This is a genomic window from Rhizobium sp. 32-5/1 (genome assembly GCF_029537235.1).
Lineage (GTDB): Bacteria > Pseudomonadota > Alphaproteobacteria > Rhizobiales > Rhizobiaceae > Pararhizobium.
Genome location: NZ_CP120640.1, coordinates 200557 through 221475 on the forward strand (window position 1 = coordinate 200557; position 20919 = coordinate 221475).

16 protein-coding genes and 1 pseudogene are annotated in these 20919 nt (G+C 60.4%); 4 read left to right on the forward strand and 13 right to left on the reverse strand.

The features are described from left to right. The first annotated feature begins 4 nt into the window (after positions 1-4). The 4 genes and pseudogenes from P6U16_RS27955 to P6U16_RS27970 all read left to right on the forward strand — a co-directional run bounded on the left by P6U16_RS27955 (position 5) and on the right by P6U16_RS27970 (position 4297). Entirely contained in the window at positions 5-865 is an 861-nt protein-coding gene (locus tag P6U16_RS27955) for a sugar phosphate isomerase/epimerase family protein (RefSeq protein ID WP_277705061.1), read from the forward strand. A 47-nt stretch (positions 866-912) separates the two neighbouring features. Continuing rightward, a complete protein-coding gene (locus tag P6U16_RS27960; RefSeq protein ID WP_277704924.1) occupies positions 913-1662 on the forward strand; it encodes an electron transfer flavoprotein subunit beta/FixA family protein in 750 nt (249 codons plus the stop codon). A 24-nt stretch (positions 1663-1686) separates the two neighbouring features. Further along, on the forward strand, positions 1687-2628 hold the full coding sequence (locus tag P6U16_RS27965; protein ID WP_277704925.1) for an electron transfer flavoprotein subunit alpha/FixB family protein: 942 nt from the start codon (positions 1687-1689) through the stop codon (positions 2626-2628). A 5-nt stretch (positions 2629-2633) separates the two neighbouring features. Then, positions 2634-4297, forward strand: a pseudogene (locus tag P6U16_RS27970) (electron transfer flavoprotein-ubiquinone oxidoreductase). Positions 4298-4776: 479 nt separating this feature from the next. On the opposite strand, the gene P6U16_RS27975 reads toward P6U16_RS27970, so the two are convergent. From P6U16_RS27975 to P6U16_RS28035, 13 genes are all read right to left on the reverse strand, one after another. Further along, positions 4777-6618 (reverse strand): methyl-accepting chemotaxis protein, encoded by a 1842-nt coding sequence (locus P6U16_RS27975; RefSeq protein ID WP_277704926.1) that lies wholly within the window; start codon positions 6616-6618, stop codon positions 4777-4779. A 535-nt stretch (positions 6619-7153) separates the two neighbouring features. Continuing rightward, positions 7154-8344: a serine hydrolase gene (locus tag P6U16_RS27980; RefSeq protein ID WP_277704927.1), complete on the reverse strand. Its 1191-nt coding sequence runs from the start codon at positions 8342-8344 to the stop codon at positions 7154-7156. 29 nt (positions 8345-8373) lie between these two features. Beyond that, positions 8374-9303: a MurR/RpiR family transcriptional regulator gene (locus P6U16_RS27985; protein ID WP_277704928.1), complete on the reverse strand. Its 930-nt coding sequence runs from the start codon at positions 9301-9303 to the stop codon at positions 8374-8376. A gap of 12 nt (positions 9304-9315) precedes the next feature. After that, positions 9316-10530 carry an amidase gene (locus P6U16_RS27990; RefSeq protein WP_277704929.1) on the reverse strand — a complete coding sequence of 405 codons (1215 nt, stop codon included), beginning with the start codon at positions 10528-10530 and terminating at the stop codon, positions 9316-9318. A gap of 239 nt (positions 10531-10769) precedes the next feature. Then, a complete protein-coding gene (locus P6U16_RS27995) occupies positions 10770-12419 on the reverse strand; it encodes an ABC transporter ATP-binding protein (RefSeq protein WP_277704930.1) in 1650 nt (549 codons plus the stop codon). Then, the gene (locus P6U16_RS28000) at positions 12416-13267 is read right to left on the reverse strand and encodes an ABC transporter permease (RefSeq protein WP_277704931.1); all 852 of its coding nucleotides are present in this window, start codon (positions 13265-13267) and stop codon (positions 12416-12418) included. The genes P6U16_RS27995 and P6U16_RS28000 overlap by 4 nt, the downstream gene beginning before the upstream one ends. An 11-nt stretch (positions 13268-13278) precedes the next feature. Further along, positions 13279-14217, reverse strand: coding sequence for an ABC transporter permease (locus P6U16_RS28005; protein WP_277704932.1), 939 nt, complete (start codon positions 14215-14217; stop codon positions 13279-13281). 22 nt (positions 14218-14239) lie between these two features. Continuing rightward, on the reverse strand, positions 14240-15826 hold the full coding sequence (locus tag P6U16_RS28010) for an ABC transporter substrate-binding protein (RefSeq protein ID WP_277704933.1): 1587 nt from the start codon (positions 15824-15826) through the stop codon (positions 14240-14242). Between the two features lie 440 nt (positions 15827-16266). Next, the gene (locus P6U16_RS28015; RefSeq protein WP_277704934.1) at positions 16267-16593 is read right to left on the reverse strand and encodes a LysR family transcriptional regulator; all 327 of its coding nucleotides are present in this window, start codon (positions 16591-16593) and stop codon (positions 16267-16269) included. Between the two features lie 67 nt (positions 16594-16660). After that, positions 16661-18310 carry a Na/Pi cotransporter family protein gene (locus P6U16_RS28020; RefSeq protein WP_277704935.1) on the reverse strand — a complete coding sequence of 550 codons (1650 nt, stop codon included), beginning with the start codon at positions 18308-18310 and terminating at the stop codon, positions 16661-16663. A gap of 39 nt (positions 18311-18349) precedes the next feature. Beyond that, on the reverse strand, positions 18350-19378 hold the full coding sequence (tdh, locus tag P6U16_RS28025) for an L-threonine 3-dehydrogenase (RefSeq protein ID WP_277704936.1): 1029 nt from the start codon (positions 19376-19378) through the stop codon (positions 18350-18352). Positions 19379-19398: 20 nt separating this feature from the next. Continuing rightward, positions 19399-20598 (reverse strand): glycine C-acetyltransferase, encoded by a 1200-nt coding sequence (locus tag P6U16_RS28030; protein ID WP_277704937.1) that lies wholly within the window; start codon positions 20596-20598, stop codon positions 19399-19401. An 81-nt stretch (positions 20599-20679) separates the two neighbouring features. Continuing rightward, positions 20680-20919, reverse strand: a complete 240-nt coding sequence (locus tag P6U16_RS28035; RefSeq protein ID WP_277704938.1) for a hypothetical protein — start codon at positions 20917-20919, stop codon at positions 20680-20682.

A 20919-nucleotide genomic window follows, 5' to 3' on the forward strand; every position in this document is an offset into this window, starting at 1 on the left:
CGGATTGCGAGATTTTTCCGCCGATCACTCGGCGCTTGCCCTCAATACCGCGACCCTCGGCCACAACGTTGAGGGGCAGGGGGCCGGCTGGTCGCCGGAGCGCATCATTGATGCCTGCGCGGAACGTGGCTTCGGAGCCATCGCCTTCTGGCGGCGGGAAATCGGCGGCAGGGCCGTGGAGATCGGCGAGCGGACGCGTGCGGCGGGCCTCGATGCCTGCGGCCTTTGCCGCGCACCCTTTCTCGTCGGGCCACTGGCGCCGAAGCCGCGGCAGGCCGCAATCGATGATTTTCACGCGTCGATCGATATGGCCTCGGCGCTGGGCGCCTCGTGCCTCACCATCTGTGTCGGCGGCATCGTCGAGGGCACCCATTCGATGACCGAGAGTCTGAAGCAGGTACGCGACATTGTTGCCGACGCGGCGCCATACGCCGCCAAGGGCAATGTCAAGCTGGCGCTGGAGCCTCTTCATCCCGTCTATGGTGGAAACAGATCGTGTCTGGTCACCGTACGAGACGCCGTCGACATGTGCGAGGCGATTGGACATGCCGCTGTCAGCGTTGCCGTGGATGTCTACCACGTTTGGTGGGACCTCTCCCTTGAGGCGGAGCTGAACCGGCTCGGTAAGGAGCGGATTGCTGGATATCACCTATGCGACTGGATGGCCGACACCCAGGACGTCCTCCTAGATCGCGGAATGATGGGAGACGGCGTCGCCGACTTGAAATCCATCCGCCGTGCCGTCGAGAGCACCGGTTTTGAAGGCTATTGCGAAGTCGAGATCTTTTCCGCTGGCAACTGGTGGAAGCGTGATCCAGGCGAAGTGCTCGATATCTGCGTCGAGCGTTTCAAGACGGTTTGCTGAAGGCTCTCGCCACTGACCGTCGCAAACGTTTCGTAAGGAAGGACATCATGAAAGTTCTGGTCACCGTCAAGCGGGTCGTCGATTACAACGTGAAGATCCGTGTGAAGGCGGATGGCACGGGTGTCGAGCTTGCCAATGTGAAGATGTCGATGAACCCGTTCGACGAGATTTCGGTCGAGGAGGCCTTGCGGCTGAAGGAAGCCGGCAAGGTTGAGGAAGTGGTCGTCGTTTCCGTTGGTCCGGCCAAGGCCGAAGAGACCTTGCGCACGGCGCTGGCGATGGGTGCCGACCGGGCGATCCTGGTCGAGACCGACGATGCGGTCGAGCCGCTCGCCGTCGCCAAGATCATCAAGGGCGTGGCGGAAGCCGAGCAGCCCGGTCTGATCATCGTCGGCAAGCAGGCGATCGATGACGATTCGAACCAGACCGGCCAGATGCTGTCGGCCCTCCTGGGCTGGGCACAGGGCACCTTTGCCTCGAACGTCGAGATCGGTGATGGCAAGGCGCAAGTGACGCGCGAAGTCGATGGCGGCCTGCAGACCATCGAGATCAAGCTGCCGGGGGTGGTCACCACCGACCTGCGCCTCAACGAGCCGCGCTACGCCTCGCTGCCGAACATCATGAAGGCGAAGAAGAAGCCGCTCGACAAGAAGAGCCCCGCCGATTTCGGCGTCGACACCAGCCCGCGCCTCAAGGTCCTGAAGACCGAGGAGCCCTCGGGCCGCAAGGCCGGCATCAAGGTCAAGTCGGTCGCTGAGCTGGTCGACAAGCTCAGACACGAAGCCGGCGTCCTCTAAGAGATCGCGAAAGGAAATACGACCATGACCATTCTTCTTCTCGCGGATCACGACAACGCGACGCTCTCCGACCAGACCGCCAAGGCGCTGACGGCTGCTTCCAAGATCGCCAGCGGGGCCGGAAGCGACGTTCATGTGCTGGTGGCCGGCAAGGGCGCCAAGGCTGCAGCCGATGCCGCGGCAAAGCTCACCGGCGTCTCCAAGGTGCTGCTCGCCGAAAGCGATGACCTAGCAAACAATCTCGCGGAGCCGCTCGCAGCCCTGATCGTCTCGCTGGCCGGCTCCTACGACACCATCATCTCGGCCGCCACCTCGACCGGCAAGAACGTTTTGCCGCGCGTCGCAGCCCTCTTGGACATCGCCCAGATCTCGGAAATCGCCGAAGTCGTCTCGGCCGACACGTTCAAGCGGCCGATCTATGCCGGCAACGCCATCCAGACGGTGCAGTCGGGCGATGCCAAAAAGGTGATCACCGTTCGTGCCTCTTCTTTTAGTTCCGCCTCCCAAGGCAACCCGGCCGCCGTCGAGGTGATCTCGACGGCGGCCAACCCCGGTCTCTCGACCTTCGTCAAGGACGCGCTGTCCTCGTCCGATCGTCCGGAACTGACGTCGGCCAAGATCATCATCTCCGGTGGTCGGGCGCTTGGGTCCTCGGAAAAGTTCCAGGAAGTCATTCTGCCGGTGGCCGACAAGCTCGGTGCCGCCGTCGGCGCCTCGCGCGCTGCGGTCGATGCAGGTTATGCCCCAAATGACTGGCAGGTCGGCCAGACCGGCAAGGTCGTCGCCCCGCAGCTTTACATCGCCTGCGGCATTTCCGGCGCCATCCAGCACCTAGCCGGCATGAAGGATTCCAAGGTCATTGTTGCAATCAACAAGGACGAGGAAGCCCCGATCTTTCAGGTTGCAGACTACGGCCTCGTCGGCGATCTCTTCACGATCTTGCCCGAGCTCGAAAAAGCGCTTTGAGTATCGTGAGCGAGCGAAAGGATCTTCCCGAACGCGAAAGCATGGAATTCGACGTGGTGATCGTCGGCGCGGGTCCAGCTGGCCTGTCTGCGGCCATCCGGCTGAAACAGGTGAATCCTGAGCTCACCGTCGTCGTTCTGGAAAAGGGTGCCGAGGTCGGCGCCCATATTTTATCAGGCGCAGTCGTCGATCCGGTCGGGATTGATCGACTGTTGCCCGGCTGGACCAAGGAGGAGGATCACCCGTTTAAAACACGGGTCAGAGACGATCAGTTTCTATTCCTTGGTCCAGCCGGCTCCTTCGCCTGCCGAATTTCCTGATGCCGCCGCTGATGAACAATCATGGCAACTACATCGTCTCGCTTGGCCTCGTCTGTCGGTGGCTGGCCGAAAAGGCCGAGGCGCTGGGTGTCGAGATCTATCCGGGCTTTGCCGCGACCGAAGTGCTCTACAATGATCAAGGCGCTGTCATTGGCGTCGCCACCGGCGACATGGGTGTCGAGAAGAATGGCGAGCCGGGTCCGAATTTCGCCCGCGGCATGGAACTTCTCGGCAAATATACGCTGATCGGCGAAGGCGTGCGCGGCTCGATCGCCAAGCAGCTGATTTCGAAGTTCGATCTCTCGAAGGATCGCGAGCCGCAGAAATTCGGCCTTGGCATCAAGGAGCTCTGGCAGGTCAAGCCCGAGAACCACAAACAGGGTCTCGTGCAGCATTCCTTCGGCTGGCCGCTCGGCATGAAGACCGGCGGTGGTTCGTTCCTCTATCATCTTGAGGACAATCTGGTCGCCGTCGGCTTCGTCGTCCACCTGAACTACAAGAACCCCTACCTCTATCCGTTCGAGGAATTCCAGCGCTTCAAGACGCATCCGGCGATCCGCGGCACGTTCGAGGGCGCCAAGCGGCTGACCTATGGCGCCCGCGCCATCACCGAGGGCGGCTACCAGTCGGTGCCGAAGCTCTCCTTCCCCGGTGGCGCGCTGATCGGATGTTCGGCCGGCTTCGTCAATCTGCCGCGCATCAAGGGCAGCCACAACGCTGTCTTGTCCGGCATGCTGGCGGCCGACAAGATCGCCGAGGCCATCGCCAGCGGCCGCGCCAATGACGAGCCGGTCGAGATCGAGAATGAATGGCGGGCCACCGATATCGGCACGGACCTCAAGCGGGTGCGCAACGTCAAGCCGCTCTGGTCGAAGCTCGGCACGGCAGCCGGCGTCGCGCTCGGCGGTCTCGACATGTGGGCCAATACGCTGTTCGGCTTCTCCTTCTTCGGCACGCTGAAACACGGCAAGACCGATGCGCAGTCGCTGGAACCAGCAGCCAAGCACAAACCGATCGCCTATCCGCGCCCGGATGGGGTCCTGACCTTCGACCGTCTCTCCTCGGTGTTCCTGTCGAACACCAATCACGAGGAAAACGAGCCGGTGCATCTGAAGGTCAAGGACATGGCCCTGCAGAAGTCGTCCGAGCACGACATCTATGCCGGCCCCTCGACCCGCTACTGTCCCGCCGGTGTCTACGAATGGGTGGAAAAGGATGGCGAGGACGTCTTCGTCATCAACGCCCAGAACTGCGTCCACTGCAAGACCTGCGACATCAAGGACCCCAACCAGAACATCAACTGGGTACCGCCGCAGGGCGGCGAGGGACCGGTCTATCCGAATATGTGAGGTGATCAAGTTTGCTCTCGCGACGCTGGGCAAACGCTAAAGCCGGGGAGAGTTTCCCCTGATGCACCAGAGCTTCATTGACGTCCTTTGCTCGACTACGACGGAATGTCGGCCATGATATTTGCGACACCGCCCCAATTCGAACCGTCACGACAAGCATTGCGGATCTGGAACGTTTCCTCAATAACGAGCGATCATCGCTTGATCACGCAAATCGAGAAAAGCGCGCGGTCGCATGACCCGATTTCAATGGTAGATCATGCTTATGCCGGCTGAGCGAGCCGCATGGATGTGGGCGGACCGCACAAGCTGCTGGCCGCATCCGCCGGCGTGACATAGCAATCAGCCATGCCGGTGTAGGAAAGATCACCAAAATAAAGGTTCAGGTTGACTGGCGACCAAATAGGGGGCTGTTAGCAAACAGCCTGAATACCTAGCCGCCTCTTCAAATCAGCCTGTTTAATCCCAACAGCACTGAGTCATGCATACCGACGTTGATGGCCACCATCGGCGATGCGATCGACTTCTCCTATGTGAACCTTAAACTGCCTGACCAGTTTCCCTAGCAGCCTGGCCTCTTCAGCCATAATTGCGGCAGAATCCGTGCTCTCTTCAGCCATAGCCGCGTTTCGCTGCGTAACCTGGTCCATCGAATTTACCGCTGAATTGATCTCGGCAAGACCGGACGCTTGCTCACGCGCCGAGTTTGTGATTGCCTCCATATGCTGGTTAATCGTCGTGATATGAGCCTGTATCGAGGATAAAGTCTTCCCCGTTTTATCGACCATGCCCACGCCGTTTTCCACGTCACTGGTTGAAGCGGCCACCAGAGATTTTATCTCCCTCGCTGCCTGGGCAGCTCTTTGTGCAAGTTCGCGTACTTCCTGAGCTACAACAGCAAAACCTTTACCAGCGTCACCGGCTCGGGCTGCCTCGACGCCCGCGTTCAATGCGAGCAAATTGGTTTGAAAAGCGATTTCGTCCATCACCGTCAAAATCTGTGAGATTTGCCTGGAAGACGCTTCAATTCGTTGCATGGCGGCAACAGCACTGGATACAACCATGGCAGACTGGGCTGCAGCATGTCCGGCCTCTTGAGCGACGGCGCGAGCATCTTCTGCGCGTTTAAGTGCGTTATTTACGTTCACGGTGATTTCATCAAGCGCCGCAGCTGTTTCCTCTAGCGAAGCCGCTTGTTGTTCGGTCCGTTTGGAGAGATCGCCAGCAGCATCGTTAGCCTCGGCAGCTCTTACTTCTATGGTGTGGCCCGCATCCGCAACAGCACCCAGCGCAGAAGCTAGCTGCGTGACCGCATTGTTGAAGTCGCGTCTCAAGCTCTCGTATTCGGATGAAAATGGTGCATCAAGTTTTGTCAACAAGTCGCCGACCGACATCTTTCTTAAGCCTTCTGCCAGTCCAGACGTCGCGAGGGCCATTGCCTCTGTCCTCACGCGATCTTCATGTGCCGATCGCTCTCTTTCTGCTTCCGCAGTTGCCCTGACTCGTTCGGCCTCCTCCTGAAGCGCTTTCGCTCTGAGGCCGTTATCCTTAAATGTTTGAACGGCAGTGGCCATTTCGCCGATTTCGTCCTCGCGGCCTCTGCCAATCACGTCAGCCTCGAGGTCGCCCCCTGCCAACTGTTGCATCGACGATCCCAAACTCTTGAGGGGAGATACTATCCAAAGCTTGGTAGCAAAGACACAAAACACCAAGACTGAGACCACAGCTACAACGGAAAATGCAGCTGTAGTGTAAGTGGTAGTTCTAACCGTTGCTGACAGAACTTGGCTGTTTTCGATAGCTTTTCGCTTGAGTTCGTCTGCCTTGGCAGCAAATTTTCCGCCGACTTCGGTGAACTTCGGCTGACAGAAGAGGGCGAAAGTTGCGCCGATGGAAGCAATTTCCTTCGCCACTCCAACCTGCATCCCCCGCTCAATAGAGGAGGCACAGGTTTTTTCCATCACTTTAGCGGCCTCAGCCTTCAACACGGGCAAACTGGGGTCATTAGACAGTGAAGACATAGCCTCCTCTAGGTTCCTGTCGAAAGCAGAACGGGATGAGCTAAGACCGTCTTTGGCCAAAGATACCTTACTGGCCTCAGTTTGGAGTATCATCTCAGATATTCCAGCTCGATACGCTTGGAATGTCCGATTTGCATCTGCCATGGACAAAGCCGCTGCACTTTCGCCGGCAATGAGCCGAGAATAAGAGTTGCTAATACTCGCCATCTGGTAGCAGGAATACGCGAAAACGGCCAGCATTAGCGCACCGAAAATTCCCAACATCATCAGGAATTTGGCTGCGATCGGTATATTTTTCATCCGGTAGGCTCCAATCGATGATCTTGCGTCGGCAAAAGTTTGGAATGGCTGGACGATAAAATTTCATAGTTAAGAAAGTTAGAATTTTTAGCTTTAACGCACAAAATAGTTAGTTACTCTACGGCAATTATATGAACGGTCATAACGTCAGATGCCGGTGCCAATGGAAGCTCGACAGCGCTTAACTTCAACACGCCGATTAGAGAAGTTCCATAAGCTATCTTATGCGATATGTTATATATCATAACGTCTTGCAGGCGCCCCGGCCCCTTCCAGCCTTTCTCCTCACCTCACATATGACTTGGACGAAGTTGGGCCGCGGCGTTCAACGCAAACTCTAACAGCAACGCAAGGCAAATCCCGAACCGGTACGATCTTTTGGAGGTGTCTTACAAGACGCCCCCCGTAGTCCGTCAGCCGCGCCAGCACGAAGTGGCCATGGCCGACTGCATCGGCGTCTCCGATTACTCACGCTCTGCATCTTGACGATCCGGCCAACCGGCGCGGCCGAGGAGCGAATGGGATAGCCCGCTCGTTATGACCCCAGCGCCCCTCGGATAGCCCTGACCGCCGCCAGTGCTGTTCGCATCCGCGTCGTGCTCACGAATTCCGGCCAGCTCGACAGGACAATCGCCGCGAAATCCGCCACCGGGTCGATGTAGATCAGTTGTCCGAAGACGCCGCGGGCCATATAGACACCGCGCGCGGTATCCTCGATCCAGAACTGGTTGTGATATGCGCCCGCGGGCAGAACCTCTTGGTAGATGCCACCGAAGAGGGTCGGATCAGCTCCGAACCGTGTCCCGGCGAGCCACTCATTCGAAACGATACGCTTGCCGTCGATCTCACCACCGCGAAGATGCAGCAAGGCGAAACGAGCATAGTCGCGAAGAGTCGCATTGAACCCGCCGTCACCCAGGGCATAGCCGGCAGCGTCCACGGTGAAGTAAGCGTCTTCCTCCGCCCCCATCGGCGCCCACAGTTCACGGCTGACGAGTTCTGCAAGCGGGGTAGCGGCCGCGCGCTGCAGAACAAAGGACAGGACATCCGTCTCGATAGAGCGGTAGCGGAAGGAGGTACCGTGCGGGCACTCCAGATCCTTCAAAGACAGGATCAGGTCCCAGACATTCGTGGGCCAGTTCGGGTTCCGACGATCCTTCCAGCCGCTGGCGACATCCAGCTGCGCCATGTGGGAATCGAGCGTGGTGTAGGTCTCGTCGAAGACCACGCCGCTGGTCATGTCGAGCACGTGCTGGACGGTCGCGCCCCGGTAGGCCGTGGCCTCCAGCTCAGGCAGGTAGTGCGTAAGGAGCGCGGCTGGGTCTACCACTCGACGGTCGATCAGGATGCCCGCCACGGTACCGACCACTGATTTGGCGACGGATTGTGACAGGTGCTGAGTACGCGGTGTCATGCCGTTCATGTAGCGCTCGACAGCAATTTTGCCGCCATGGAGCACGAGGAAACCATCGGCGTAGTTTGACTCAAGGAAGCTGCCAACGGTACAGGCTCGCCCCTCAGCCACGAAGGTAATGGCCTCAATATCCTGCAGATCGGTCGGCAGAATGCTTGCCGGCCCCGCTCCCCGCAAGACCGGCATGGTCGGTAGCAGGTCCCTGACATGCTGGAAGGTCCAGCGGTTCCAAGGCGCCCGGTCCCAATCTTGCCTCGGAATGAGAGGATTGCCGGCTGCAGTTGGATCGCGGAGTGGCGGGATGCTCGTCATGGATACTCTCGTTTGCGGTTTTAGAAGGATCAATCGTCGCGGCGGAGATAGCTGCCGCCGACGAACTCTCCGAAGAGGGTGCCCATGTCGCTCATCATGGCAAAGTTTTGCTTAGCCTTCGGCCCGAGTTTGGTGGCAACGGCGTCGATGAGGAGATTGAGCACGACACTGATACTTGCCGTAGAATCCCAGAAGGTTTTTACATGCGTATGCGCCTCGAAAACGAAGCGCGTATATGCGAACGCCCAATGACTGAATTTGTCGGTGACAATGACCAGCGGCATGTCCATCGACTTCAGCTTCTCGACAAGCTTGATGCCGCGGGTCGCGTACGAGGCCGTATCAATGAGGACGACGGCGCTCTGCTTGGGATCTGCATTGATGATCTCGCCGAACGTGCCCGAGGCGTTGTCGATGAAAATGACGTTGGGTCGCGCCCACAGCAGCCGGCTGGCGAAATCCATGGCCAACCCCTTCGAGGCCTGGAAGCCGACGACATAGATGGTGCGCGCCTTCACGAGCAGGCTTGCGGCCTCGTCCCACACTTCGGTGGTCGTCAAGGCATAGGCCTTGACGATGGCGTCGAGTTCCAGCCGCAGGCTTTCCTGCAGCTGCGGCTGCCGGCCGTCGCGCATCTGGAAGCGGGCCAGGTAGTCGTCCACTTCGCTGTCCTTCTCCGAGACCGCGACACGCAACCGCTTCTTGAGGTCGCGCAGGCTCTCGAACCCGAGGCCGCGAACGAACCGGGTGACGGTCATTTCGCTAACGCCCACCGCCTCAGCTATGCTGCTGCCGGTCTCGAACGGCAAAATCTCGATGTTGTCCAGGATATAGCCGGCAAGGCTTTGCTCCGAGGGCGAGAAACCGGACATGCGTTCGCGCAAGATCGCTTCGATGTCGATCTTCTGCTCAACGCCGCTCGATCCCTTTGCATCCTTGCCGCTTCGTGCTTTCACCACAGTGACAGACTCCTAAAAATTGCCGGCGTGAATGACCGGACGCCCCTGCCCCCAGACACCGGGACCGCTCTCCACCTCTTCCTCGATTTGCCGCGCGGTCGCAAGCAGAAGGTCCTCGCGTCCGAAACTGGCGACAAGCTGAATCCCGATCGGCAGACCGTCCCGGCTTCGTCCAATTGGCAGGGAAATCGCGGGCTGCCCCGTCGCATTGAACAGCGCGGTAAAGGTCTCCTTCGGCGCAAGATCATTGAACACGCCTTCCGTATCAATGCCCGCTCGGCCAGGATCGAACGTGCCGATCGGTTCTGGCAGTATGGCGCTGGTCGGTGTGAGCAAGAGATCATATCCGGCAAGGAAGCGCCCGAGCTGCCGCGTCACCCGATCATAGACGGCGAGCGCGTCGATTAGCTGTGCACCGCTGATGCCCTGCCCCCAGTTGTAAAGAGCATATACGCTTGAACCAAGCGCCTCCTCGAGCGAGCGGTTCATATGCTGCGCCATCGCCGGCATATGCGCGGCGGCGTCGGCGGCCCAGATGACCTTCTGCGCCTGGAGGAAGGCCGGATAATCGAAGTCCGGGGACGCCTCCTCAACATGGTGGCTGAGGGATGAAAGCCGCTCCGCCGCCGATCTTGCCGCGGTGACAACCTCCGGGTCAATGTGCACACCGGACCAGGAGCGCGTGCAAAGGGCGATGCGCAGGCCGTGCGGCCTGTGCTTGATGGCGTTGAGATAGGTGCCCACTGGCGGTGCGATCTCATAACCGTCGCCGGCATCCGGGCCATGGCAAAGGTCAAGAAGGGCTGCAGTATCGCGCACGGAGCGTGTGATCATAAAGGCCGTTGCCAAGCCCAAAAGCGGGGCGTTTCCATTCGGCGCGCCGGTAACACGCCCGCGTGAAGGTTTCAGACCGATCAAGCCGCAGAACGCCGCGGGATTGCGGATTGACCCACCACCGTCGCTGCCCTGTGCAAAAGGCACGATGCCTGCGGCGACAGCCGCGGCGGCACCGCCGCTGGATCCCGCAACGCCGCGCTGCGGATTCCAAGGATTGCGCGTTGCGCCATAGAGGGGCGATTCCGTTGTGGCTGGGACGCCAAATTCGGAACTTGTCGTGCGGCCGACATTGTTCAGGCCGCCGGCGCGCAACCGTGTCCAGTAGACGGCCTCATGGCCGGCGCGGAAACCTCGCGCAAGCCGGCTGCCGAACTCGGCCGGGCGGCCCACCTCGATCGGGAAATCCTTGGTGAGGGTGGGAATGCCGCCGAAGGGGTGGCGGACGCCACCTCCGGCAGGGTCTCAAGTGCGTCCGGATAGAGTTCGATAACGGCGTTCAACGCAGGATTCACGGCCGCGACGGCCTGTTCGACGCACCGGCCGAGCTGCTTCGGAGTGACCTCGCCTTTTGCCAGCAGGCGTGCGAGGCCGGTTCCATCATGGGCTGCATATTCATCAAGGCGCATAGGTCACGACCGATTGTGAAGGGGAATTGTCCCGGCCGACGGCAGCCGGGCCAGCGCGCCGACCAGCGCCTGTGTATAAGGGTCCCGCGGCGCAGACAGAACCTGCCGCGCCACGCCTTGCTCGACGACGCGCCCGGCCTTGAAGACATAGACGCGCTGGCAAAGGCTGCTCACCACGGCGAGATCGTGCGAAATGTAGAGCAGCGTCAGCGAGCGTTCGCGCTGGAGCCGCACGAGCAGTTCCAGGATCTGCGCCTGCGTCGTGACGTCGAGCGCCGAGGTGATTTCGTCCGCGATGAGAAGCTGCGGCTTCAGCGCCAGCGCCCGTGCAAGGCCGACGCGCTGGCATTGTCCGCCGGAAAGCTGCTGCGGCTTGCGATCGCGCAGGCTGCTCGGCAATTCCACCATCTCCAGCAAGGCATCGGCTTCTTTCCGGGCCGCCTTTCGGTCCGCGATGCCATGGCGCCAGATCGGCTCCGCAACGGCCTCGGCAATTGTCATGCGCGGATTGAGCGAATCGTACGGGTTCTGGAACACCATCTGCACGCGGCGGCGGAACGCCGTCAGCGCCTCGCCCCCGAGCGCCCCGACATCCTGCCCGTCCAGACGGATCGCGCCGCCACTCGGCGTGTTCAGGCGAATGATTGACCGGGCGAGCGTGCTCTTGCCGGAGCCGCTTTCGCCGACGATACCGACCGTTTCGCCCGTATTGATCTCCAGATCAACGCCGTCGAGGGCGCGGAAGGAATTGCTGCTTCCGAAGCCACCGAGCAGCCCCTGTCCGGCGGGGAACGTCACCGAAAGATTTTCGACGCTCAGCAGCGGCGTTCCCCGGTCCGGACCGCCGGCCGTGCCATAGCTCTTTCGGCCCGGCTGGGATTCGATCAGCAGCCTCGTATAGGGATGGCGCGGCCGGTTGATGACGTCGTCGATCGGCCCCTGCTCCACCACCTCGCCGTTGCGCATGACCACGACGCGCGAGCAGATATCCGCGACGACGCCGAGATCGTGCGATATGAGGATCATCGCCAGCCCGGTCTTGCGATTGAGCTCCTTGAGCAATTCAAGGATGCGGGCCTGCACGGTGACGTCAAGAGCGGTTGTCGGCTCGTCGGCGATCAGCAGCTTTGGCTGGCAACCAATGGCGGCGGCGATCATCGCCCGCTGTTTCATGCCACCCGAAAACTCATGCGGATAGGAGCGCGCACGCTTTTCCGGCTCGTATATACCCACATCTTCCAGCAGCTTGACCGCGCGCTGGAGACCTTCGCGCTTGCCGATACCGAGGTGCCGGATCATCGGCGCCGCGACCTGCTGGCCGATGCGGCGCAGGGGATCGAGATGCGATGCAGGGTTCTGGAAAATCATGCCGATGTCGCGGCCCCGAACGGCGCACAATTCGTCTTCGCTGAGTGTCAGCAGGTCGCGTCCATCAAGGGCCACCGTGCCCTCGGCGCGTGCGGTCGCCGCCAGCAGTCGCATCACCGCTCGGCAGGTCACGGATTTGCCCGAACCGCTTTCGCCGACGATACCGAGGATTTCTCCCGGCTGGAGCGTGAACGACACGTTCTTCACCGCTGCGAAACCGCCGAAGCTGACGGACAGATCCTTGACTTCAAGCAGCGGCGGCTTGCTCGTTTCCAGCCCGCTCATGCCGTAACTCCCTTCCGTTGCAACAGCCCCAGTCCATCGCCAAGCAGAGCAAAACCAAGGCCGAGGGAGATCGCGGCTAAACCAGGGAACAGGCAGATCCACCATGCCTGCTGGACGAAAGCCTGTCCGTCGGCGATCATCACGCCCCATTCGGCCAGCGGTGGCTGCGCGCCCATACCCAGAAACCCGAAGCTTGCACCGGCGAGCATGACGAGCACCGCATCACTGACCGCGTAGGCTATGACCGGTCCGACAGCGTTCGGCAGCACATGATGGCTGAGAATGGTGGCCGGCTGATAGCCGAGGCATTTGGCCGCCTGGATATATTCGCTTTCGCGGATGGTCAGCACCTGCGCCCGTACCAGCCGCGCATAACTGACCCAGCCGACCAGCGTCAGCGCCAGGATGAAGTTGAGCAACCCCGGTCCGAGCACGCCGACAATGGCCAGCACCAGCACGAAGAAGGGGAACGCGACGGTCAGGTCATAGATGCGCATGAATACGTTATCGACCACCCCGCCGAAATAGCCGCTCAACAGCCCGATCGTCGTACCGATCAGGAGGGGCGGAAGTACCCCGACCACGCAGAGCAGAAGATCGACCCGGCTTGCGAAAAGAACCCGCGAGAAGACGTCGCGGCCAACCTGGTCCGTGCCGAACCAATGGGCGGCACTCGGCGGCGAAAGCATGTTCATGATGTCGATGGCATCGGGATCATAGGGCGCGATCGCCGAAGCGGCCAGTGCCGTCACCAGCCATCCACCAAGAATGACGAGTGCAATCAGCATGGTGGGCGTAATGATGCGGGCGGGCGGCGCGGTTTGCACCAGAATGGGGCTGTCAGCCATGGGCGATCTCCTCAGAGCCGGACGCGCGGGTCGATAAAGGCGGTGAGCAGGTCCACCATCAGCGTGATCAGGACGGTCGAGACCGCAAAGATCAGCGTCAGGCCCTGCACGACGTAATAGTCACGGCCGAGCAACGCATTGACCATCAGCGTGCCAAGGCCGGGCACCGCATAGACGGTTTCTACGATGATGGCGCCGCCGATCATGAAAGCCACCATGACGCCGAGCAGGTTGAGGGTCGGCAGCACGGCGTTCGGCAACATGGTCTGCCAGAAGATTTGCCGTTCCGTCGCGCCCTGCGCCCGCGCGGCCGTGACGAAGTCGGCCGTCGTCTTTTCAATGAGAGCGGCGCGCAGGCTCTGCGTCAGAACCGGTACCAGCCAGATGGCCGTCGACAGGGCTGGCAGGAAGAGGTGATGAAGATGCCCCGCGAAACCGGTGCCGTAACCCGAGACGGGGAACCAGCCCAGGCTGACGCCGAAGAAGCGCGACATCATGATACCCAGCCAGAACACCGGGATGGTGAGGCCGGCAATCCCCACCAGACGAATGATCTGGTCGGCGATGCCGCCTGGACGCCGGGCGCCGAGGATGGCGAGCGCTACAGTCGGCGGTATGGCGAGGCACAGCACGTAGCCGGTCAGGAAGAGTGTCGGCCACATGAACTGCTCTATGAGCTGACTCACCGGCCGCTGAAAGCGCAGCGACAGGCCGATATCGCCCGAAACGAGGTTGGTGAGATAGGTCAGGAACTGGCGCCAGAGTGGCAGATCAAGCCCATATTGCGAACGGATCGCCGCGATGGTCTCGGGGCTCGCCCTCTCCCCGGCCATAAGCCGCGCGGGATCGCCCGGGGCCATGTGGACCAAGAGAAACGTCACAAGGCTGATGCCCGCGAGCACGCCGATCAATTGCAGCAGGCGCCGCGCAATGAGTTGCAGAAGGGACAAATCCGGTTCTCCGGTTCGAGCGTCAAGGGCACGCCCCTATTCTGGGGCGCGCTTGAGTCGGATCACTGGCCGATGGACGTCTCTTCCAGGGTCCATTGCAGCGAGGGGTCAGCTTGAGGCCTTGCAGACGCTTGGAATAGGCAACAGCATTCGGCGCATAGTAGAGCGGAATCTGCGCGACCTCTTCCGTGGTGACCTTCTGGATTTCCTTGTAGATCTCCGCGCGCTTGACCGGTTCGGCCTCCTTGGTGCCCTGCTCGACGAGCTCGTCCACCTTCGGGTTCGCATAGAAGGTGTTGTAGGAGTTGGAACCGCAGCTTCCACACACCGCCCAGCGGACGGCGAGATCGGGATCGGGCGTCTCGTTGTACCACCAGTTGGCCGCAGCGTCGTAGTCGCCCTTGCCGGTGGCATCCCACCAGGCGCCGCTGTCGACATTGACGATGACCGGCTTCAGGCCGATCGCCTGCCACTGCGCCTGGATGAGCAGCGCCGTCTGCTGGGAGGGCGCGTCTGCCGCCGCCAGGATCTTCACTTCGTGCCCCACCATGCCGGATTCGGCGAGCAGTTCCTTCGCCTTGGCGGGATCGTAGGCAATGCCTGGATAATCCTTGTCATGGAAATCGACGCTGCCCGGCAGCGTGGTGTTTGCCGGCTCGGCATAACCGCGCGTGATGGCCTTGGCCATCGCCTTGTTGTCGATCGCCATGCCAGCCGCCTGCCGGGCCTTCAGATTGGAGAAGGGCTCGCGCTTGTGGTTGAGCAGGGTCATGTAGATGGTGGTCGAGGGCTCCAACCGCATATCGATTGTATCGACCGCCTTCAACTCGTCGACCTGCGCCCATGGCACCGCCCGCACGGCATCGATCTCGCCGGCCTTCAACATAGCGATGCGGGTTTCAGGCGAGGCAACCTCGATCAGTTCGACCGTGGCGTCCGACTTCGGATAACCCTTGCGCCAGTAATGCGAATTGGGTTCAAGGATGAGCCTTTCGTTCGGCTTCCACTGCTTGACCTCGTAGGGACCGGACGTAACCGGAACGCTGGCAAAGGCTGCTTCTTCGCCTCGCTTCTCGACATCAGCCTTGGAGACGATGCCCATGTTCCAGATCTCCGCGTTCCCGAGGAATGGCGCGAAAGCCGACTTGAGCGTGACCAACACGGTCTTCGGATCGGCTGCCGTCACCGACTCCACCGCACCGAGCGGTGCGGGATAAGCCGACTTCTTGTCGCTGCGAATTCGCTCGAGGCTGAACGCCACGTCACTAGCTGTGATCGGCGAGCCGTCGGAGAAATTCGCATCGCGCAAATGAAAGGTGTAGGTCTTGCCGTCCGGCGAAATCTCCCATTTTTCTGCCAGCCCCGGCTCCAGCGCGCCCGTTTCGGAGTTGCGGCGCAGCAGGCGTGAGTAGAGCTGGCCATAGGTTTCGATGTTGCCCGCAGCCGCCGAACGCATCGGGTCCAGTGTCGTCGTCTGGTAAGGCGAAACGATGCGGATGGCATCGTCGGCGAAGGCCGGAACGGCCCAACACAAACCCATCGCGACGAGGGCAGCCCCGTGCAACACCGCGCCCGCAGCCCGCGTGCGGGATCCGCTAAAGGAATTCATCTTGTTCTCCTCCCGGTATTTCTCTTGTGCCTTTCGGCATGGGCAGAGGTTACGGGATATTTCTAACTTATGTCAACACAAAAGTTGAAAAGATAACATAAGGCCACTGCTAGATCACAAACCCTGGCGCCCGGGTTAGCGACGGCGCCTTGATCGACTAATCTGTGGATCGTCCGCTGCGCGCCAGGCATGCATTGCGGCTTCAGGACACAGTTCTTGCATGCCGAAGTGCGGTAGCGGATCGCCCGGTTGCGGCTGTGTTTGCCCAACGGCCGGAGCGTCTGACCAGCTGGGCAGCGGATCGTATCGCTGGCTTCGTCATGGACGAACGCGATATCGAGCTGTCGCTGGCGGATTGCCGGAATCAGTTCCGAAGGATCTCGTTCGAGATAGTCGAGCAGAACCTCGGGATGCCGGGCATCACAATCCTTGAGCAGATCCTACAGAAAGCCGGAGGTCAGCGACGAGTAGATGCCGATGCGGACACGGCCGCGCTCGCCCCGTCCGATCACGCCGACATCGCGCTCGGCCGTTTCGAGTTCGGTCACGACATTGCGCGCGCGTGTGAGAAACAGCTCGCCGGCTGGCGTCAGGCGAACACCGCCTGAATGACGCGAGAACAGCGAGGCACCGATCCCATCCTCGAGATCGCGTATGCCTCGACTGATGGCCGAGACCTCGACACCGAGAGAGGCCGCCGCCTGACGGAAACTGCCATGCTCGGCGGCGGCAATCACATATCTCAACTGGCGCAGGTCGATGGCCAATCCGCATGCTCCTTCTTGCAAAATGTTCTTGACCCCACACTGATTGGTATCGGACCTGATGCCTGGATCACCGCGATGTGGCCGCGATCTGCTCTCCCGTCATGACCCGGCTTTCGCGCAGCGCGCCCTGTCGCTTGAGGATGGGATAGGCGATGGCGGCGATATGGGCGTTGATCCGCTTGAGATCGCGCAGGATGTCGAGATGCAGCGAACTGGTCTGCATGCTGTCGATCATCCCGTCGCGCAGGCGCGCCATATGGTTGGCGGCCGATCGTTCCTCCAGATGGCGGATATCGACTTTGGATTCCACCAATTGGCGGGCCAGCTGCGTGTCGCCGGTGACCAGAATGCTCTGCGCCAGCCGCAGGTTTTCCAGTGTGACCCGGTAGAGTTCCTCGATCTCGGAAGCGCCCTCGGCCGAGAAGCTCAACTGGTTGCGGATCTTCTTGTCCACCAGGTCGCGCAGGTTCCGGTCGACAATATCGCCGATGTGCTCAAGGTTCGTGGCATAGCCGATGATCTCGCTGGACCGCTGCTCGTCCTTCTCGTCGAGAGCGGAACGGTTGAGTTTGGCGAGGTACAATTTGACCGCGCTGTTCAGCCGATCGACCTCATCGTCCATGGCGGCAATGCCGGAAGAGCGGACCGTGTCGTTCTTTCTGAGTGCCTCAAGGTTCGTCTGCAGCATCCTGGTGATGCAATCGCCGATGCGAAGGGTTTCGCGAGCAGCCCCGGCAAGCGCAAGGGCTGGCGTATCGAGGCTGTCGGGATCGAGATGACGGGGACCGCCCTCGATCTCCGTGACTTCCGGAAGGATACGGCGCATCAGAGCAGACAGCGGCCGCAGCACCGGCAGCATGAGCACGGCAAGCAGGATGTTGAAGGCGATATGCGCATCGACGATGAGGGCTGCCGGTCCCTGGCTTACCTCCGAAAGGAGTGCCGCAGCCGTTTCGATGAATGGCAGAACCACGACACATCCGATCAGACGCACCAGCATGTTGCCGATGGTCACGCGACGTGCCAGCGCACCATCGTTCAGAGTTCCGAGGACCGGCGGGATAGCGCCGCCAAGATTGGCGCCGAGCACCAGAGCGATACCGAGTGCAGGTGTCACGGTCCCGCTTGCGGCCAGCGACATTGCCAGGAGGACGATTGCAAGGCTGGAGGAGGCTGCGACCGCAAGCACGGCCGCGACGACCACGGCAAGCAGCGGCACCGCGTCGAGCGATGCCATCAAGGCGACCAGCACGCGGGAATGCTGCATGGGCTCGGTCGCCTGACCGAGAAGCCGCAACGACAGCAGCATCAATCCAAGCCCAAGGACGGCGCGCGACAGGCCCTTGGCGGGCTTGGAATGGCTGAAGCCAAAAGCAAACACGCCGGCCGCGATCATCAACGGTGCCAGAAAGTGAAGATTGAATGCGAGGATGCGCGTTACCAGGCTCGTGCCGACATTGGCCCCAAGCATGATCGCCTGGGCCATCATCGAGCTCATGAAACCGCTTCCGGCAAACGAGGCCGTCATCAGCGCTGTTGCCGTGCTGCTCTGTAGAGCAAGGGTCGCGAGAAGACCGACCCCAAAAGCAAGCAGCCGGTTCCTCGTACCGGAGCCGATCCACCGGCGCAGTCGCACGCCGAAGGATCGGATTACGCCGGTTTTCACCAGACGAAGACCCCACAGCAGAAGTGCGACTGCGCCAATAAGATCAAGCATGGGTATTCTCCGCAGCGATACCTCGTAAAACGAGCTTCATCAGCTATTCCAGTCCAGGACGATCTTGCCGGAATTGCCGCTTTGCATCGTTTTGAACCCGAGATCATATTCACTGACCGGTAGCCGATGGGTAATGACCTTACGGACATCAAGCCCGCTTTGCAGCATGGCCAACATCTTGTGCCAGGTCTCAAACATCTCTCGACCATAGATGCCCTTTACTGTGAGCATCTTGAACACGACCTTGGTCCAGTCGACGGGAGCTGGCCGCGCGGGAATGCCGAGCATGGCAATCTTTCCACCCATGACGAGATGATTGACCATCTGGTCGAAGGCAGCCGGCGCGCCACTCATCTCCAGGCCAATGTCGAAACCTTCCTTCATCCCGAGGCGGGCTTTGACGGAAGAGAGGTCTTCTCTACTGACATCGACGGGGATGACGTCTGCGACTTCTGCGGCTAGCGCCAGGCGGTTTGGATTGATGTCAGTAATCACCACGTGACGCGCTCCGACGTGACGCGCAACGGCGGCACTCATTATGCCGATCGGCCCCGCACCCGTGATCAGGACATCTTCGCCCACAAGGTCGAAGGAGAGTGCTGTGTGGACAGCGTTGCCGAGCGGATCGAGGATCGCGCCAAGATCGTCATCGATTGCGTCAGGAAGCGGCACAACGTTGAAAGCCGGTAGTCGGAGATACTCGGCAAAGGCACCCGGTATATTGACGCCTATGCCCTTCGTCTCAGGATCGAGATGGAACCGTCCCCCGCGCGCGGCCCGGCTGTTAAGACCAATAACATGGCCTTCGCCCGAAACTCTCTGCCCGATGGCGAGATTGTGGACATTGGCACCGAGTTCCACGATCTCACCGGCGTATTCATGCCCCACCACCATCGGCACGGGGACGGTTCGCTGCGCCCACTCATCCCATGCATAGATATGGATATCTGTCCCACAAATCCCCGTCTTGTTGATCTTGATCAGGACATCATCTGGACCAATCGAAGGGATCGGGCGATCATCGAGCCAAAGGCCGGGTTGCGCTTCCGCTTTAACAAGAGCTCTCATGAAAACACCTCTGTTCAACATCAGATGACGCCCAACGACTTGCCCGCGTCGATGAAAGCATCGATCGCGAAATCGACGTCCTGTTCGGTCAGCGCTGCGGACATCTGGGTCCTGATTCGCGCCCTGCCCTTGGGCACGACGGGGAAGAAGAAGCCGGCGACATAGACGCCACGCTCATCCAAAGCTTGAGCCATATCCTGTGCGAGGCGCGCTTCATGCAGCATCACGGGAATGATCGGCGTCTTCCCAGGCAGCAGATCAAATCCGGCCTTCTGCAGACCGGACCGGAAGCGCCCGGTATGGGAGGCAAGTCTCTGCCGACGATCATCCGCTTTCTCGGCAATCTCAATCGCCTTGATGGATCCGGCCGCAACTGCTGGAGCGAGGCTGTTGGAGAAGAGGTAGGGGCGTGATCTTTGACGCAGGAGATCGACGATCGGTTGGGACGCGGCGACGAAACCACCCATGGCCCCACCCAGGCTTTTGCCAAGCGTCCCAGTGACGATATCGACCCGCTGATTGACGCCCGTCAATGCCGGTGTTCCACGCCCGGCCTCACCAAGGTGGCCGGTCGCGTGGCAGTCGTCGACCATCACGAGCGCGTCGTATCGCTCGGCGAGATCACAGATGGCGGCAAGATCGGCCACATATCCGTCCATGGAGAACACACCATCCGTAGCGATCAGCTTGAAGCGCGCCGCGTCGCGGTCAGCTTCCTTAAGCCTGTCCTCCAACTCGTTCATGTCGCCGTTGGCGAACCGGTAGCGCTTGGCCTTGCAAAGACGCACCCCGTCAATGATCGAGGCGTGATTGAGGCTATCAGAAATGATGGCATCATCCGCTTCCAGCAGCGGTTCGAACACGCCGCCATTGGCGTCGAAGCAGGCCGCGAACAGGATGGCGTCGTCCTTGCCGAGATACCGTGCAATTGTCTGCTCAAGTTCCCGATGGAGCGTTTGCGTGCCGCAAATGAAGCGCACCGAGGCCATCCCGAAACCAAACTCATCAAGACCGTTCTTCGCAGCGGCTATGATCTCCGGGTGGTCCGCAAGCCCGAGATAGTTGTTGGCGCAGAGATTTATTTGCTCTCGCGGACCGTCCTTGGCCGATCTAGAAATCCGACCAGACTGAGGACCAGTGATTTGACGCTCGACTTTCAGAAGTCCTTCTGCGGTAATAGCTGCCAGCGTCTGGTATAGATGTTCGTTGAATTCGCGCATTCACACGCTCCCTTCCAGGGTTAATCGTGATACCAGCCCAAGTTGTTGGAATTCAAAAGCGTTCGCTGCGACCCTGAGTAGCTATCGTACGTGCGCCGCCACGGCCTCGGTCCACAGCCATAGCTGGTCCTCGGCACCAAGTGATGTGGCTTTGCCCTGGACGTATCGTGTTGCCGTTTCAAGGAAGGCCGCGTCCCCGAACGCGGCCTTGAACTGATCAATCTTTTCGAGATCGAACATCAGCGAGATTTCCTCGCCCTGTTTGACGATTTCCACGCCAAAATCGTGATCGTTGCTGTTGGCGGCACCAATACGTGTCAT